Origin of the sequence: Dysgonomonas sp. GY75 (genome assembly GCF_015234155.1) — a bacterium.
Lineage (GTDB): Bacteria > Bacteroidota > Bacteroidia > Bacteroidales > Dysgonomonadaceae > Dysgonomonas > Dysgonomonas gadei.
In genome coordinates this window covers 261,862-278,211 of record NZ_JADCLQ010000003.1, presented here as the reverse complement: position 1 = coordinate 278,211, position 16,350 = coordinate 261,862, and the positions used below count along the sequence as shown (strand labels likewise).

The following is a 16,350-nucleotide window of genomic DNA, read 5'->3' as shown; positions in this document are numbered from 1 at the left end:
AAAAATATTGATGATATGAGAAATACTATATTATATATTGCTTTGTCTCTATTGATGATCTTGGGAATGGCATCGTGTGCTGATGACAATTATCCCGAGCCTAAAGAGACATTCAGAGGTAAGTTTATTGAAAAAGGAACAAATAAGCCTTTCCAAACAGCTATTGGAAATACAGGTGTACGCATCCGTATGATGGAGTATAGCTGGAGTGATACGCCTCAACCATACGATTTTAATTGTAAGATGGATGGTACATTCAATAATACTAAGGTATTCAAAGGTGAATATGGGGTTATACCTTCAGGAGCTTTCGTTCCGTTAACTGAAGAAAAGATGACCATCAGCGGTACGGTGGAAAAAACGTATGAGGTAGAACCTATCCTCAAGATAGAATGGGTCGGAGAACCTGTGGTAAATGCGGATAGGACGGTCACATTTAATGTGAAAATAAGTCATGGTACAGATAATCCTACTTATAAAAAACCTTTAGTCGAAGGTTGGCTGTTTGTCAGTGAGACCGACTATGTGGGAGATTTCAGTTATAGTCCGAACTATTCTATAAACATCAAAGCCAACCAGATCGGATTGGGAGGTGTATTATTGGGTGACAATGGTTTTACTTTCACTATAAATACTTCGATGGCTTCTAAAAAGTTCCCTGATTATTCTCGGAAATATTTTTTCAGATTCGGAGCAAGAACCGAAGTTACGTTTGATGCGACAAATAGGTATAATTATACTGAGGTAAAGGAGGTTACTATTCCTGCTCTTTAGTACAATAACAATCATATGAGAAAAACGCAGTAAGATCTACTTACTGCGTTTTTTATTGGTAATGATACTATTCTGTAACTTTCAATTCTTTTCTTTTCTCTTCGAGAAGTATATGAAGCCGTTCTTTAACTTTTACATATTTCTTATCATTATTATAATATATGTTGTTGATTTCAGTCGGATCTTTTTTCAGGTCATATAATTCCCAACTATCAATATCCTTGTCGTTGATTTCCCCTTTGCCGTACCAATGTATAAGTTTATACCTTTTATCCCGTATTCCGTAATGCTTGCGTGCCATTCCCACAGCGGGATAATCATAGAATTGATAATAGAGATTATCTCTCCAGTTATCAGAAGTTCCGGTCAATAATGGTATCAGTGATTCTCCGGCCATATCACTGGGTTTATTAACTCCGGCGGCATCCAGAAGGGTTGGGGCATAATCTATATTTTGAACAAGTTCCGTACATTTTGCCCCTTTTTTTGCTCCCGGTAAAGCGATAATAAGTGGTGTCCTGAAAGCTTCCTCATACATGAAGCGCTTATCATAGAGTCCATGCTCTCCCAGATAGAAACCCTGATCGGAAGTATATACAATAATCGTGTTTTCCATAAGGTTGTTATTTTCAAGGTAGTCAAGTAATCTGCCCACCTGGACATCCACACTTTTTATTGTGCGGCAATAGTCTTTGATATATCGTTGGTATTTCCATTGGGTGAGTTTCTTTCCTTCCGGCCTGTTGGCAAGGAAGTCCTTATTTTTTTTATCATACGATTCATTCCATACTCTGAGTTGTTCAGGTGTTAATGTACTTATAGCCATATCAAAGCTCGCTTTAATATAATCCAGAGTCGGTTCGTTTTGCAGTTGGGATACTTTCAGATCGAAGGCATATCCAAGATGGTTGGCTACAGATAGTTCGTGTGTTTTCATCTGTTCGCCTCTTGTACTATAATCATCGAATAAAGTTGCCGGTTCGGGGAATTCAACGTCTTCATACAAATCGAGGTATTGAAGGTCGGGCATCCAGTTTCGATGAGGAGCTTTGTGATGGACCAATACACAGAACGGTTTGTCTTTGTCGCGGAATATAAGCCAGTTCAAGGCATGATCAGTTACAAGATCGGTTGCATAACCCTCTTCCTGTATATATTTTCCGTCCGATTCCGAAGTCCTGAACCTTGGATTGTAATATTCGCCCTGATCATCAAATATCTTATATGTATCAAATCCTTTGGGTTGAGCGCTCAGGTGCCATTTACCGAACAATGCTGTCTGATAGCCTGCATCCTGTAGATATTCTACAAAGAATTTTTTGTCAGGCTTTAATCCGTAACCAAGATGAGTTTGCCCATGTTGGTGGCTATACATTCCTGTCAGCAGTGTTGCCCTGCTGGGGGTAGAAATAGAATTTTCTACAAATGCATTACTAAAGAGCATTCCGTTTTGCGCTATCCGGTCCAGATTGGGGGTAGGAGCAAGTTTCGAAATAGGATGGCCATATGCGCTTAATGCCTGAAAGGCATGATCATCGGTCATGATGAACAAGATATTCATCGGTTTTTTAATGTCTTGGGCTATGATTCCATTACTGATGCATGCGGAGATGCCAAGGAAAGCGTATAAAGGTGAATTTTTCATGATATATTAAATAAAATCGGAGTATATCCTATATGTATATACATATGCAAATATATTAAATAAATATCTAATAGATGAAGAAAAATAAAAGAAACTGTATAGAAAAAGCCTTCTGAGGAGAAGGCTTTTATTTTGTATTGAAAAGGCTTTTATCTTTGAGCTTCCAGCGTATATGTGAAGCTGTCGGCCCTGTAATAGCCAATGTTGTATTCTATTGGCACATCGTTAATGTCATAGACAAAGCGTTTTCGGATTAGTATAGGGTCGTTGGGAGATATTTCCAGTTTATCGGCTATAAAATCTCCGGCTAGTCTGGCGCATATTTCTTCTTTCGATGTTTTAACCACTATATCATAATTATGTTCTAACAATTCATACAAAGGTATATTAAAGTTTTCTTCTCCCGTAAGAGGTATACTGGGATTAAAATAAGATATGAAATATACAAAGGGGTATTCTTCGCTTCCGCGAACCCGTTCAAGTTTCAGGCAACGTGTATCCACTTCTACATTAAAGAAATCAGCTACCTCCTTATATACTTTTTGTGTTCCGATAAAAAGCTCAAAGTTCTTAATCTTTATCCCCAGCATTTTCATCTCCTGCGAGAAGCTCAGCCAATTTTTTACGCCACCCACAAAGCCTTTACGGGCGACTTTGGTTCCATATCCTTTTCTGCGTACAAGAAGTCCTTCGAATACAAGTTTGTTAATCGCTTGTCTTAATGTATTCCGGGATATATTAAATTGTTTGGACAATTCAATCTCTTTGGGCAACAGCTTCCCGTTTTTATATTCTTCTTCGTCTATCAACCTCCGAAGAAATTCCTCTGCTTGTAGATGAAGAGGTTTTGAGCTTTCACGATTAACTTCTATTTTCATAGCTTATTGTTTATATGAATTGTTCAACTGTTTTACAAAATAACGTAAAAAAATATTGGTAAACAAAAAAAGATACATATATTTGCACAATGATATATATGTATGAACATATGTTGTTTTTTGAATAATGTTTAATAAATGATATACTATGAGGAAGTCCAATTATGACAGATATCCCGCAATGAAGATCAAAGGTGCTATAATAGAGGGATGGAGCGATATTTTACAGTCATTAAAAGGTACGTTGAGTACATGTTCTGTTATTGGTATAGATATGTATGTAGGTGTTCATGAAGATGAAGTAATATCACATATTAATAATATAGAACCTGACCTGATATTTAAGACAAGGGATTTGTTTAAACCGGAAAATGAAATTCGGAAAATGACAGAGCGGTTTATGACAGATGATGTCTTGTTCGGTTATGTGACTAACCTGTCGATGATAGACTATTTCGATACGGAGAAATTAGCAGAAGCTCGAAATCAGATTAAAAACAGCAAAAGTACTGCCATTGTCATCGGTAGTGGGGCATCACTTGTTGTACCCGATTCAGCCTGTATTGTATATATTGATATGGCGCGATGGGAGATTCAGCAGCGATTCCGTTCACGCAGTATCATGGCTCTGGGGCTGGACGACAGAAATGAAGCCATTTCTTTACAGCACAAGCGAGGATACTTTAACGATTGGAAAATATGTGATGCACATAAGAACACCTTATATGACAAGGTTTCGTATTGGATGGACACTCATGTGAAGGAACAACCAAAAATGATAGACAAGGAAACTTTCTTCAGTGGTATTGAAACAACGATAAAGAAGCCTTTCCGGGTAGTTCCGTTTTTTGATCCGGCGCCATGGGGCGGCCAGTGGATGAGAGAGACATTCGATTTGGATAAAGAGAATGTGAATTATGGGTGGTGTTTTGATTGCGTCCCTGAAGAAAATAGTCTATTCTTGAATGTCAATGGAAGTCTTTTTGAGATGCCCGCAGTAAATCTGGTGTTACTGAAAAGCCGAGAACTATTGGGAGGGCCTGTCGAATCCCGTTTTGGGAAGGAGTTTCCTATCCGCTTCGATTTTCTGGATACTGTACAGGGTGGAAGCCTGAGCCTTCAGGTGCATCCGACAACACAGTTTGTACACGAATCTTTTGGTATACATTATACACAGGACGAGAGTTACTATATGGTTGATGCCAAAGAGGATGCTGTTGTATATCTTGGATTGAAAACAGGTATAAACAAAGACGAAATGATTAGTGATCTGGAAAAGGCAGAAAGAGGTGAAATCGTATTCGACGCAGACAAGTACGCAAATAAGATTCCTGCCAAGAAACACGACCACTTCCTGATACCCGCTGGAACCGTACATTGTTCCGGACCACAGGGGGTTGTGCTCGAAATCAGTTCTACTCCCAATCTATTTACATTTAAACTCTGGGATTGGGAGCGATTGGGCCTTGATGGAAAACCTCGCCCTATAAATGTAGAAAGAGGTAAAAAAGTAATTGACTGGACAAGGGATACGGAATACACACATAAGAATCTGGTGAACGTATGTTCTACTGTATCTGAAGGCGATGGATGGCTGGAAGAAAAAACCGGATTGCACCCGAACGAATTTATTGAGACGAGAAGATTCCGTTTTTCGAAAAAGACATCTCATAAAACCAGCAATAGCGTAAATGTATTAAACCTTGTAGAAGGTGAGGAAGTTATAATAGAAGACCCTAAGGGACTGTTTGAACCTTTTGTTGTACATTATGCAGAGACATTTATAATACCGGCGGCTTTGGAAGAATATACAATTACCCCGACAGGAAAATCCGTGGGTCAGGAGTGTATTGTAATAAAAGCGTATGTACGGTTTTAATAATATCGAATCAATGTTATGACTGAAAATAAATCAAATAGCATCAAAATACTTATACCTATCCTATTCAGTTTCTTTGTAATGGGAATGGTGGATATAGTAGGCCTTTCTACGAATTATCTGAAAAAGGACTTTTCTCTCGATGAACTGACTTCCAGTATTATACCGATGATGGTATTTTTCTGGTTTGCGATATTTTCTATACCTACCGGATTATTGATGAACCGCATAGGACGGAAGAAAACCGTATTACTGGCTATCCTAATCGAATGTATTTCATTGATATTACCTTTTTTCTTCTACGATTTCTATGTGGTGATTTTCTCATTTGCCCTGTTAGGCATTGGAAATACTATATTGCAGGTTTCCCTTAATCCTTTGGTCGCAAGCATAGTACATGATAGTAACCTCGCCGGTACTCTGACTTTCGGGCAGTTCATCAAGGCTGTATCTTCTTTCGTAGGACCTATTATAGCCAGCATGGCTGTGAAGAACTACGGGGATTGGAAACTTATTCTGCTTGTGTTTGCTATTACATCTCTTATATCATTTGTCTGGTTATATTTGGTGCCCATCAAGAGGGAAGAAAACGTGGATACTAAGCAGGCTTCTTTTGGCAATACATTAGGATTACTGAAAGATAGCCTTATATTACAGATGTTTCTTGGTATTTTATTAATAGTGGGTATCGACGTCTGCATGAATGTAAATACACCCCAATTATTGGAGCAAAGATTAGGCTTTACTACTGACGATGCGACATTAGGTTCCAGCCTTTATTTCGGGGCAAGAACGTTTGGTGCTTTTTTAGGATCGATTCTTCTTCTGAAGATTAATCCATCGAAGTTTATGAAAATCAATATGCTGATTGCGGTTCCTGCTTTTCTTATGCTAATGTTTTTATCAGATAAATGGTTATTGTTTGCTGCCGTATTTATAATCGGTCTGACATGTGCTAATGTGTTTTCTATTATATTTTCTGTTGCTATGCAATACCGTCCGCAAAAAGCTAATGAAATATCATCATTGATGATAATGGGGGTTGCCGGAGGTGCTATAGTAACACCATTGGTAGGTATTGTGGCGAAACATTTCGGCCTCGGCATCAGTTTCGGCGTTTTATTGCTAAGTGCAGCTTATATCTATATATTATCACTTAAATTTGAGAAAAAATCATAGTTATGTATATTAACGATCAACGGATAGTATTGACACTCGATGCAGGAGGAACAAACTTTGTATTCTCAGCTGTTCAGGCATATAAAGAAGTTGGTGAGCATCTGGTTTTGCCTGCTGTTTCTGACGATTTGGATAAATGTTTGGAAGTGCTGGTGCATGGCTTTGAAACTATAAAGGCAGGACTGGAAGCCGAACCTGTGGCTATAAGTTTTGCATTTCCGGGGCCTGCCGACTATAAGAATGGAATAATAGGAGACTTACCCAACTTTAACGCTTTTCGCAATGGGGTCGCGTTAGGCCCGTATCTTCACAATAAATTTAAAATTCCGGTATATATCAACAACGATGGAAATTTGTTTGCGTATGGTGAAGCCTTGCACGGAGCATTACCGATGGTTAACTACTGGCTGGGGAATGCCGGGAATCCGAAACGTTATTCAAACTTATTAGGTGTAACATTAGGAACAGGTTTTGGCGCCGGAGTAGTTATAAATAAAGCGCTCCTTACCGGAGATAACGGGTGTGGCGGCGATGTCTGGATAATGAAAAACAAAAAATACCCGGAATATATCGTTGAAGAAAGTGTAAGCATACGCGCCGTCAAAAGGGTTTATCAGGAATTATCGGGGCAGGATAGTACGGGTCTTACACCTAAAGATATATATGACATAGCAGAAGGGAATATCTCTGGCGATCGCGAAGCGGCTATCAGAAGTTTCGAGGAGATGGGTGAAATGATAGGTGATGTGGTGACCTATGCCCTTACTATTGTAGATGGTATTCTTGTTATCGGGGGCGGACTTACAGGGGCTTCAAAATATATACTTAATGGTATAATGAAAGAATTGCAGGGAAATATAAGGATGTTTGGAGGAGCTTCTTTCTCAAAAACTCAGATGGATATATATAATCTGATGGATGAAGAGGACAGAAGTAAGTTTTTACAAAACGAAGATGTACAGGTAAAAGTTCCCGGAAGTAACGAACTGGTTCATTATAATAAATCGAAAAAAACAGGTATAGTTATATCACATATAGGTACCAGTGAAGCGGTTATGTATGGCGCTTATGCATATGCGTTGCAACAATTAGATAATTAATATTTAAGTAAAAAGAGATAGGTTTAGGTTTCCGTTTCCGTTTTTTTAAGTATACCATGATATGTTTATAGTCATGGTATATTTTATTTTGACAGTATGTGTTAAATTTTTATTAAGATTTACTACGGGTAGCTTATATGCAGTAGCGTCAGGATATATCAACCCGGGTTTCTTATATTCAGGTAATATTAGTTTATTTCTTTCATCGGATTAATTATTCATACCTTTGACTCCGTAAAAACAAGTGACGATAAATAATTTTACATCATAAGCAAACTAACACGGTATAATAAAGATGAATTATGAAGAGGAAGTTGTAGTCTGTGAATCCAGACTATTACAGGCAATGAGAGATTGCAACCTGCAAGTATTAGGCGAATTGTTACATGACGATTTATTGTTCAATGGCCCTACTGGCGAAATCATAACTAAAGCAATGGATTTAGCTGTTTACCAATCAGGAAATATGATTGTAGACGAAAATATTCCAAGTGGTCAAAAGATTCGTTTATTTGGTGATACCGCTATTGTGTCGGTGGTGATTAGTCTGAAAGGCGAGTTTATGAAACAGCCGGTATCCGGTAAGTTCAGCTATCTTCGTACATGGAAAAAAATAGATAGCCAATGGAAAATGATTGGTGGTGGTTGTACTCCTTCTCTCTAAATTTAACAGATAATTCTAAATTGTTCGTCGGGAAATAAAATTAATTCATCGATTTATCGTTGTGTATAGGTGATTGAAGAAGTAATTTTAACCTATGAGTAATTTAGGTACTAATATTAAACTAATTAACGTATGACATTACATTTTAACTCAATCCAAAGAGAGCGATTTGTTTTTTTCTTTGGACTGATTTTCTTCTTTTTATTTTCAAGTTCTATAAATGCCCAGACTTATAAAATAAAAGGAGTAGTTTACGATTCACAGACAAAAGAATCGTTGATCGGAGTTCCCATAATAGTGAAGAATAATCAGGGTAGGGGTGTTGCTTCCGACGAGAAAGGCGACTATGTATTGACGCTTCCCAAAGGTAACTATACTTTGCAGATAGAGTACATAGGTTACGAAAGAAAGGAAATTGAGATTTCCCTTACTAAAGACATACGTCAGGAGATAGAACTCAAGCAATCTGCTATCGGGTTGAAAGAGATAGTTGTTTCCGGAGAACGTGCCGACGCCAACGTTTCATCACCTCAGACAGGTGTGGAGCGGCTCGAAATAGAGAAAATAAATAAATTGCCTGTATTATTGGGGGAACGCGACATTATTAAAACGATCCAGCTTACACCCGGAGTGCAGGGAGCAGGAGAAGGAAGTTCCGGCTTTTATGTACGGGGAGGTAGCGCCGACCAGAATATGATACTGTTGGATAATGTACCTTTATATAATGCATCGCATTTGATGGGGTTCTTTTCTACCTTCAATTCAGATGTGCTTCGTGATATAACCTTATACAAAGGTTCTATGCCATCTCCTTATGGGGAACGTCTGGCTTCGGTACTCGATGTGCAGCAACGTAACGGGGACAATCAGGATTATCATGTATCAGGAGGTATCGGGCTTATTTCGTCCAAGCTGAATGTTGAAGGCCCCATCCAAAAAGGTAAGTCATCATTCCTCATTGGTGCCAGACGTACCTACGCCGATGCTATGGCCCGTTTGTCGGGTGCTAAAGACGCTCAGAATGCTTATCTCTATTTTTATGACCTGAATGCCAAAGTGCATTTTAGTTTATCGGACAAAGACCAGCTCACTTTTTCCGGGTATCTGGGGAGGGATAAAATGGTGTTGAAAGATGCTGCTGAAATCAATTGGGGCAATATGTTCGGTAATCTGAAATGGAACAGGGTTATCAATAACAAATGGAACTCCAGCACATCCGTGTTTTACAACCAGTATAACTACTATTTCGGAATGGAAATAGGAATGGATATGAATGGCAAAGCTAAGATAAAAGATTACGGAGTAAGGCAAGAGTTTATTTTTCAGCCAAATAAAAATAGCCTGTGGAAAATGGGGCTAAGTTCGACCTATCATGATATAGGCCCTGGCGATTATGAGATGAATGCCGAGCAAGATAATTCATTGAACCTGCTTCACCGTTATTCTTCCGAAAATGCAATATATGCATCTAATGAAATTAAATTGTCTGATAAACTCGAAGTTATATATGGCTTACGCTTGTCAGCATTCATGGCATTGGGTAAAGGTGAATTTTATAATCTGGACGAAGAGAATAATGTGACCGACAGTGTGTGGTATAAAGGAGGCAAAGTAGTGAAGACTTACGTGAATCTCGAACCTCGCTTATCAGCTGCCTATAAACTAAACAAAGTATCTTCTGTAAAGGCTGCTTATGCACGTACAGTGCAGAATATGCATTTGCTGACATATGCTGCACAGGGCACACCGTTCGACCGTTGGACATCGAGTTCGAATAATATTAAACCTCAGATTGCCGATCAGGTTTCTATTGGTTATTTCCGAAATTTTTCCAATAATATGTTTGAATTCAGCGTGGAGACCTATTATAAGGATATGCGGAATCAGATAGATTATAAGGATAATGCTAACTTTCAGACATACAATGCAGTGGAAACGGAGTTGCTATACGGAAAAGGCCGAGCCTATGGTCTCGAACTGATGTTTAAGAAAAGGTTGGGACGACTTACCGGATGGGTTGGTTATACGCTATCCAAATCGGAAAAAAAGATTGACGGAATAAATGATGGTGAATGGTATAATGCTTATCAGGACAGAACGCATGACCTCTCTATTGTGGGAGTTTATGAGTTGAACCGCAAGTGGACGTTGTCTGCCGCGTGGGTATATTATACAGGTAATGCTATTACTTACCCGAGCGGTAAATATCAGATAAACGGGAAAGATGTAATGTATTACGCCGAACGAAACGGTTACCGTATGCCGGATTATCACCGTCTGGATCTGGGCGCTACCTGCCTGTTGAAAAAGACTTCGAAATTCGAATCCGAGCTGGCGTTCAGCCTTTATAACGCTTATGGTAGAGAAAATGCTTATATGATTCGTTTCCGTACTAATAATGATGATACAAGCAAGACATCGGCTTATCAGTATTCATTATTCAGGTTCGTACCTTCAGTTACGTGGAATTTTAAGTTTTAACTCTAATTAATAAGATATTATGACCAATATATTAAAAATATGCAAGTTGATTGCTGTAACTGTATTATTTATCTTTACAGCCTATTCCTGCGAAAAAGAAATTGATGTAGATCTCCGTACGGTTCCTCCGCGTATAGTAATTGAAGGGATGGTTCCACAAAATACGTTGGCAATGGTACGTGTAAGTCAAACATTGGATTTTAGCGATAACAGTGGTTATCCGTTTCTGAAAGGCGCCATTGTCAAAATATCGGACGATGCCGGGAATTCCGAAATACTGGAGCAGGATAATACCGGATGGTATGTAGCTCAAGAACTGAAAGGAGAAGAGGGGCGGACATACAGCTTATCTGTAAACTATGAAGGTAAGGAATATACAGCTACATCGAGGATGCCGAAGCAGGTAAAAATCGATTCGCTTACGATAACTAAGATTTTAGCTATGGACTATGGCTTACCGGTGGTGCATTTCACAGACCCTGTTGGCAAAGAGAACGAGTATTACCGTTGCCTGGTTTACATAAATGGTAAACAGCGGGCTGATGTAGGGGAGATTGTGATAAACACTGAAAATTCCGATGGTAGTGATATGCACATGCCCCTAACAGTATTCTCTGCGAATGATGATGTTGATCCTATCCAGCAGAATGACGAGTTGTTGATTGAATTTCAGAGTGTAGATAAGCCATCTTATACATTCTTCGAAAATCTGAGTCAGGCTGAGAATTCTCTGAACAATCCTACAACAAATATTAAGGGAGGGGCTTTGGGTATCTTCAGCGCATACTCTTATGACCGGATGTCTATCATTGCGAAATGGGAAGAATAATAAATCAGACATGATCTGATAAGAGAACAGTTTAAAAAATAATTTATATATTGCCGGTGGTTTATTAGAGGATCACCGGCTTTATTAATTCAATAAAAATAGATATGAAAAGTAAATTTATATTACTCGGTACATTTATTACAATTACGCTATTTTCAGGTTGTAACGGATCGGATAATGGCACAATATCAAAGAAGGAAACGGTGCTTTCGGTTATACATGGAAGAAAGAGTGTCCGAAGCTTTATAAAGGACAGGCCAGTTTCTGATGAAGATGCTAAAACTCTGGTGAAAGCCGGAATGGCTGCCCCTTCGGGTAAAGATACCCGTCCGTGGGAGTTTATCATTATAAACAACAGGAATATTTTGGACAAGTTGGCCGAGGAGCTGCCTACAGCTAAAATGCTTTCTCAGGCTCCTATGGCTATTGTAGTTTGTGGCGATACGACAAAATCCTCTTACTGGTACCTGGATTGTTCTGCAGCTACTCAAAATATCTTATTAACGGCCGAAGCATTAGACTTAGGTGCAGTATGGACTGCTGCTTATCCTTATCCGGACCGCATGGGGACTGTAAGCAAAAATATAAGCTTGCCTTCTCATATATTACCATTAGTGGTCATCCCGGTAGGTTATCCGATGGGACCACAAAGCGTAAAGGACAAATATGACGAGAAAAAGGTACATATGGATAAATGGTAATTATACAAAAAACTCTCTAAGTATTTAACTTAGAGAGTTTTTATTTTTGGATTTTCTGTCGTCTTCAACAACCAGACCTAAATAGCAGCGTCAGCTTCTATCTTATCCAACTTAGGTTTTAATTTATATATATTTATCAGGCTTTTAGTTTCCATATCCCGTGGTGCTCTGTATATTTTAGAATTATCTAGTTCACAGGCTTTTAATAAGTATTCTACAGCCAGTTCTTTTTTATTCAATCGGTAACAAACGATAGCTAAAAGATAGTTTACATTGGCTGTCTGTTCCAACTGTACCAGCAGATTGTAGGCTCTGTCGTTATATCCCATGCTGGTAAAACACAATGCTGTATTGTAATCCGGATAGTTGGCTAATATTTCCAGAGCTTCCCAGTATTGACGGTTTTTCAATAAGCGTAACCCTTCATAATATTCGCTTCGGAATTCACTTTGTATAGAATCAGTTGTAACCATTCCCGGACGGCTCATATTGAAAGCCAGTTCTATTTTATGCAACTTTGGATAAATGGAATCGCGTATGATTCTATAATCCTCTTTATACAGTTTTTTGATTTCTTCTTCACAGGCATCCGGGAATGTCGCATTCGAAATCATATGCAATATTTCGCCTTTGTGTTCAATATCATCTCTTTTCTGGAGCAGTCTTACCAGCCCGTTCCAATCTTCACCAGTATATCGTATTTTGAATATATTCTCTACATCTATACCTCCTCCATACGTTTTGATAAGATGGTCTTTGATTGCTTCCACACGCTGTTTACTCAGGTATGCATTGTTGTCGAAAGATCCGTCAAGAGCGGTAGAGGCGGTCATTACCACACTATCCATGTCCAATCCTTTCTCCTTTGTGAAAACATTATAAGTACTCATAAGTGTATCGATTTGCATCCTGTTATTTTCATGACGTACATTGAATATAGCTTTGCCTGTTGCGAATTTTGGATAAATAGTCAAAAGACTATACATATTACGATACAATTTGGTCTTCTTTATCGTTAGTGTCGTATCTATTAGTTGGTCTATAGATGATATCAGGTATGTGAGTGTATCCATTCTCGGGAAAGTGTATCCGCTCTCGTCTATTGCCCTGGCATGCCCTTTCATTGTAATACGGATCTTTTTCAATCCGGCAGTGACAGGATATTCGTGATTGTAGAGATATATAAAATCTGAACCGGCATCAGCTATACTATCCAATTTGACATCCTTACGGATTTCATATGGTACCAGTTCTCTGAATTTATAGTTCTTGAGACTGTCTTTCATCTCGTTCTCTATAATTTTGTTATAGAAATAACGGTGCTTTGATATATCTACAGAATCTCTTTCGCTCACCGAATGACTTTTGATATCTTCCACTGTATGACCTTCAGCGTGCACTTCTTTAAATTTCCGGGGTACTGATTTTTCTTTGATTTTCCGCTTCAATCTGTATTGAGGCAATAATCCTGCCCGTTTTTCAAATTTTTTATTATAGCTTGCACTTATACCTGTCGTATCTTTATCGGTAGCCAGATTTTTTACTTTAAGGAATTCTGCTTCTCTCTGATATTTGTGCCATAGGGCAAGACGGTTAGCCTCTTGCTTGACATTGAATGTCATATAACGGCTTTCCAGCATCTTTTTCCATTTCTGATAATCCATCATGTCGTTCCATTCAGATTTATATAGACCGAGATAGAGGCTCTGGCGGTCATATATATCTTTGGCTATGCCTTGTTTGTCAAGAAATACACTGTCATAATCTTTTTTGTCGACTATAGATGCCAGGTATTCGTCATAGGCATCATAACCACTCTGTTGTTTATTATAAAAATCCTCTCCTTTTATTATTAAATCTTTTAATGGTACTACAGAATCGTTATGTAATAGTTGGGGACTGAGTGTTATGCTCCAGTTCGATGAAATTAATTCTTTAGGGACCCGCACCAGGAAATTTACCGATACGCGGCCATCCCGTTCAGGTGTGAAGCTGGAACGGGAAGTTACCACCACTTCATTTAATCGGTAAACTGTATTTGCATCTAACTTGTTGGTGGTGCTATACGTTGCTTCATTATTTGCACCATCTTCTTTATTTGTATAATTAACTACTTCGGAGAGCATCCCTCCCGAGGAGAAAGAGTCTCCTATTTCGTCCCCCGGCGGTAACTCCAACTTCACATTTTTATATTGCATGTAAAGTGCTTCTGTCATTATTTTATCCGAACGGCACGACATTACAGCCAGCGAAATAGAACTTACAGTCAATATGCTGTAAACTAAAGACTTTAGCGGTTTTATAACATTTGCCGCATTCCTCATTCTTTCAATATTACTCTCTGTCCTTTTACAATCTTCTCTTTTCATAAATCCTTTATATCAGAATAAATAAACCAAACTTATCGCAGCCTTATTCGGGGACAGAAAGAATCCTGACCCTTCGTCTATTTTCTCCCCGCATTTTATGCAAGGATATTTATCGTAATTCGAATATACTCCACCTATACCTAGTTCGAATTCCAGATTCCACTGCCTTCGTATGGGTTTTGAAAATCCGAATGATACACCTCCTCCGTAGCCCATTCCGTCGTAACGGTAATCACTGCCGAATAATCCACCGACATTGTATCTGCTGACAATAGCATTGAAGCCTATAAAATAACTATAACTGTAGGTTTCATTGAACCAGTAACGTGCACCTGGCAAAAATGTCAGATTCTTCATCTTTTTATTGTCCGGAAATGTCCAGGGATTATATTGCACATGTAGATGTAGAGTCCATTGGTTACTCACAACGGCCGAACCTTCAACATTCAGTGTCGTGGTAGCTAAACCCAGCATATCTGTTTTAACGGAATAAAATTGGGCACTTGCTTTGTTTATTGTGCCGAGTAGCAATATCGTCCCAAACAACACGATTTTTAAACTTCGTGTATTTAACAACCTCTTAATCATTTTTATCTCTTATATTTTTGGTTTTCCTTTTCCTTACGTTTTCGGATATTTACCTTTAGTTAATCAATTGTCCGCGATCTTCTGATACCATTTCAACTTCTGATATTCAGTATTTAGATACGGAAATTGTTCTTGTTCGATATATGTGGTTAATCCCGAGTGTTTTTTTATTTCAAAACCATTATATCCATCCATGAATAGAAGGGTCGCTGCTTTATAAATAATGCAGGAATTAATAGCCTCTGAAAGTTCCTGTTTTTGGATATCGGTTTGCAGATATGATGAAAAATAATCTTCGAAATCAAAGAAGAGGTGGTATGTATATCTGTCGAAATGCTGGATTGTGCCTATATCGACGGCTTTATCTGTATTGTAATTCTTTTTTACAATATTGCTTAAAGCATCCAACTCGGCTATTTTTATTATACTCAGTGTAGCAGAATTGAGAAATCCTGATTGCGAGTTGAAATAATTAAATGTCGATTGAGCAAATCCTTTCAGGTTGGCAGGAGATTCATACAGATAGCTTATGGCAGACTGTTTGTAGATCTCGGTAAAACCGGGGGAGACTATTTCGGCAGAAGAAACCAGTATATAATCTGTTTTATCTTTAAGCTCGTATGCTACTTCAATGCCAGCCATAAAGCAGGCCTCGAAGATTATAAAATCGAAGCAATTGTCAGGTATAGCATCGGCAAAATCGGTGATATCCATTTCCTGTTTATTATCGATTAATACTGATTTGGGATTTTTCAATGTCTCCTGAGGCAACCATCCCGAGGCATGAGAAAATAAAATGAGACCATATGATGGTGCCGGGTATATTGTTTTCACTTCATTAATAATACGGCTGAATACCTTGCTGTCTGCAGAGTTTTCTTCTTCATATGTGTGGATAATTTCTTTTATCGGATTCCCTTTATGGCATGTGCATATTTCTATCAATTGTGGAGACGAATCAGATGGATCACTGTAAATCAATAGTTTTCCCTCGTTATTTTTGTCCCAACCTAAACGGATAGCTTCTATCTTTTCATATACTTCGTCAGACAAACTATTATCTCCCCCCAGATAGACGAGTACTACCCTGTTCACAGGAGGTATATCCTCATCATATATACAGGATACGGATAGTATTGCTGTTAATATGATTATTGCTGATTTGAATATTTTACCGTCAATCGTCATTGATATTATTGTTTTAGAAGAGATTAATTTCCTTTTTTTAATAAATCCTGCGAATCTCCCGACTCACAGGATTTC

General features: G+C 38.4%; 13 protein-coding genes. 8 read left to right on the top strand and 5 right to left on the bottom strand.

The window, feature by feature from the left end; genetic code table 11:
* The first annotated feature begins 15 nt into the window (after positions 1-15).
* On the top strand, positions 16-774 hold the full coding sequence (locus IR083_RS02280) for a DUF3823 domain-containing protein (protein ID WP_194223092.1): 759 nt from the start codon (positions 16-18) through the stop codon (positions 772-774).
* 67 nt (positions 775-841) lie between these two features.
* Here IR083_RS02280 and IR083_RS02275 read toward each other — a convergent pair whose 3' ends face one another.
* Together IR083_RS02275 and IR083_RS02270 are read right to left on the bottom strand one after the other, a co-directional pair.
* Complete coding sequence (locus tag IR083_RS02275; RefSeq protein WP_194223091.1) at positions 842-2,419, bottom strand: sulfatase; 1,578 nt, start codon at positions 2,417-2,419, stop codon at positions 842-844.
* A 149-nt stretch (positions 2,420-2,568) separates the two neighbouring features.
* Positions 2,569-3,297 (bottom strand): GntR family transcriptional regulator, encoded by a 729-nt coding sequence (locus tag IR083_RS02270; protein ID WP_006797843.1) that lies wholly within the window; start codon positions 3,295-3,297, stop codon positions 2,569-2,571.
* Between the two features lie 148 nt (positions 3,298-3,445).
* On the opposite strand from IR083_RS02270, the gene IR083_RS02265 reads away from it, so the two are divergent.
* The 7 genes from IR083_RS02265 to IR083_RS02235 all read left to right on the top strand — a co-directional run bounded on the left by IR083_RS02265 (position 3,446) and on the right by IR083_RS02235 (position 12,130).
* Positions 3,446-5,176, top strand: a complete 1,731-nt coding sequence (locus IR083_RS02265; RefSeq protein ID WP_194223090.1) for a class I mannose-6-phosphate isomerase — start codon at positions 3,446-3,448, stop codon at positions 5,174-5,176.
* An 18-nt stretch (positions 5,177-5,194) separates the two neighbouring features.
* On the top strand, positions 5,195-6,355 hold the full coding sequence (locus tag IR083_RS02260; RefSeq protein WP_194223089.1) for an MFS transporter: 1,161 nt from the start codon (positions 5,195-5,197) through the stop codon (positions 6,353-6,355).
* A gap of 2 nt (positions 6,356-6,357) precedes the next feature.
* A complete protein-coding gene (locus IR083_RS02255) occupies positions 6,358-7,455 on the top strand; it encodes an ROK family protein (RefSeq protein WP_194223088.1) in 1,098 nt (365 codons plus the stop codon).
* A gap of 295 nt (positions 7,456-7,750) precedes the next feature.
* Positions 7,751-8,119, top strand: a complete 369-nt coding sequence (locus tag IR083_RS02250; protein ID WP_194223087.1) for a nuclear transport factor 2 family protein — start codon at positions 7,751-7,753, stop codon at positions 8,117-8,119.
* A 132-nt stretch (positions 8,120-8,251) separates the two neighbouring features.
* Complete coding sequence (locus IR083_RS02245) at positions 8,252-10,600, top strand: TonB-dependent receptor (RefSeq protein WP_194223086.1); 2,349 nt, start codon at positions 8,252-8,254, stop codon at positions 10,598-10,600.
* Positions 10,601-10,619: 19 nt separating this feature from the next.
* Positions 10,620-11,429, top strand: coding sequence for a DUF4249 domain-containing protein (locus tag IR083_RS02240; RefSeq protein ID WP_194223085.1), 810 nt, complete (start codon positions 10,620-10,622; stop codon positions 11,427-11,429).
* 104 nt (positions 11,430-11,533) lie between these two features.
* Positions 11,534-12,130 (top strand): nitroreductase family protein, encoded by a 597-nt coding sequence (locus IR083_RS02235; RefSeq protein WP_194223084.1) that lies wholly within the window; start codon positions 11,534-11,536, stop codon positions 12,128-12,130.
* A gap of 77 nt (positions 12,131-12,207) precedes the next feature.
* Here the strand turns inward: IR083_RS02235 and IR083_RS02230 are convergent, their stop codons facing one another.
* The 3 genes from IR083_RS02230 to IR083_RS02220 form a co-directional block, all read right to left on the bottom strand.
* Positions 12,208-14,499, bottom strand: a complete 2,292-nt coding sequence (locus IR083_RS02230; protein WP_194223083.1) for a hypothetical protein — start codon at positions 14,497-14,499, stop codon at positions 12,208-12,210.
* Positions 14,500-14,511: 12 nt separating this feature from the next.
* Positions 14,512-15,087, bottom strand: coding sequence for a DUF3575 domain-containing protein (locus IR083_RS02225; RefSeq protein ID WP_194223082.1), 576 nt, complete (start codon positions 15,085-15,087; stop codon positions 14,512-14,514).
* Positions 15,088-15,150: 63 nt separating this feature from the next.
* Positions 15,151-16,275, bottom strand: coding sequence for a clostripain-related cysteine peptidase (locus IR083_RS02220; RefSeq protein WP_194223081.1), 1,125 nt, complete (start codon positions 16,273-16,275; stop codon positions 15,151-15,153).
* Between the last annotated feature and the right edge of the window lie 75 nt (positions 16,276-16,350).